The 2,180-nt window shown below is 55.9% G+C and carries 1 protein-coding gene; it reads right to left on the minus strand.

Annotated features, from left to right (window positions below):
- On the minus strand, positions 1 to 1,822 hold a 1,822-nt coding region (locus ASE70_RS13680), incomplete at its 3' end, for a calcium-binding protein (protein WP_162235986.1).
- Positions 1,823 to 2,180 lie beyond the last annotated feature (358 nt).

The following is a 2,180-nucleotide window of genomic DNA, read 5'->3' on the forward strand; positions in this document are numbered from 1 at the left end:
CGTCCGGGCCGACCACCGTAACCGAAGCGGATTGAGCCGACACCGTTGACTTCTTGAAGAAATCGCCAAATACCGCCGTGTCGATCCCACTGCCGCCAATCAGATAGTCGTCATCCGCACCAGCCAGCAAACGATCGGCCCCGTCACCGCCGTCCAGCACGTCGCGGCCTGCGCCTCCGTCAAGCACATCAGCACCACCTAGGCCGAGCAGACGGTCGAAGCTTGCCGAGCCGGTGAGCGTGTCCGCACCCGACGTACCTTGCCCAGTCACATAATAGAGGTTGAAGGCATGGAAACTGGCAGCATCCGTGTTGGACAGGGTCAATAGTGTAATGAACCCACCAGCACCATCGCCATCACGATCAACTTCCAGATTCGTCGACGTGCCATTCTGAACTAAACGGAGATAGCCGACGCCAAACGGATTGACTTTGGTAGCGTCCACCAAAAACAAATTCGTCGTCAATAACGAGGCAATGTCGATAATATCGCCACCAACGCCGGTAACGAAGTCCGTTACCGTCGTCCCGGTCGACAATGTTGCCGTACTCGACGCCGCATAGCTAAGTGCGATCGTGTCGGTTCCTGCGCCCAAGGTGATCTGATAGCCGATGTCGCTACCGCGACCATCGACTGTGACGCGATCGTTGCCGGCACCGCCATCGATCGTCGCCGTCGCCATGCCAACTACGCTGATGATATCGTCGCCGTTACCGCCGGAAATCAACGACGCCCTGTCTATATAGCGCGTCCGTCCGTTGAAGGTGAGCGTATCGTTACCGTCTCCGCCTTCCATCGTAACGTTCGTGGAGCCGACGATATATTGCCGTGTCCCGGTCGGCGTCGTGTACATGGTAGTGCTGCGTGAGATGATCAGGGTATCGTCACCGCCGCGACCGTAGAAGGCGTCGTTTCCGCCGTCTTCGTCCTCAAGGCGATTGGCTTGATCATCGCCGTTGAAAACATCGGTGGAGCGAGATCCCGACAGATTTTCGACCCCGAAGAGCACATCGACACCCGACGCCCCGGTGTTCTGCATTTCGCCCATGCGGCGCAGATCGACCGTAGCCGCACTGTCATAGTCGACCGTATCGATCCCGTCGCCACCATCAATCCGGTCATCTCCGGCACCGCCGCTCAGATAATCGTTGCCCGCGCCGCCGTAGAGCGTATCGTCACCGGCATCGCCATAAAGATCGTCACTACCGGCATTGCCGTAGATTTCATCGTTGCCAGCACCACCTTTCAATACATCGGAGAAGTCGGCACCACGAAGAACATCGGCACCTTGGCCGCTGTAGAAGACGACCCGCTCAACCGCCGCAACGGTACCGATTCCGACACCGCCCGCCAAAACAGTATTCGTTGCTGCGGGATTGCTGTTGTCGAATACGATGTTCGCAGTTTGGTCATGGAAGGAAAGATACGCGATATCGGTCCCCGCCCCGCCATTGACAGTTTCCTGAAAAGACGAGCCGAAATCAGCTCCGGTGGCTTCATCAACGGACTTACCGGTTCCGACCACGAAGGTGTAGCTGCCACTGAGCGTTACGCGGGATGCCAAGCCCGGGATCAGGATGTCGTTGCCATCGCCGCCATTCAATTGGTCGATACCTGCGCCACCAACCAGGAAGTCGTTACCAGCATCACCGTTCAGCGTGTCGTTACCCGCCAACGTGCTGGTGCCATCGGTACCGTCGCCATAGAGGATATCACCCGCCGCGCCACCCGATAGCACATCGTTGCCATCGTTACCGACCAACACATCGTTGGCGTCGCTACCGGTCAGAGTATCGTTGCCGGATTCACCGATATAATTCATGCGTATCAACTCCCGCGCACATTCCGCCTAAGCGTTCGCGTGGGATCAGTACCCGTCTCGTCACGAAAATTCCACCGAAGTCTCGGCTAACGCATGATCTAAAACAGGAATCGTCGTCCGTTTACCATATAGCTTGCGAGCACGTAACGAACCAGAAATATGAATCCGATCACCGGAATCATAAATTATGGCCCATTCCAAATAATATTTGGTCCTATCAATATAGTATATGCCAATAAAATCTATGAACTTATATCAAATCGATACCGTTGATGATGGCACCGCTCATCAGGTTATAATGTTCCTGGCTCAGGCTGACCTCGGTGACGAATGCCGCCGGGGCAAAGCCCTTGTTCAG

Origin of the sequence: Sphingomonas sp. Leaf22 (genome assembly GCF_001421715.1) — a bacterium.
In the GTDB taxonomy this organism is placed as follows: Bacteria; Pseudomonadota; Alphaproteobacteria; order Sphingomonadales; family Sphingomonadaceae; genus Sphingomonas.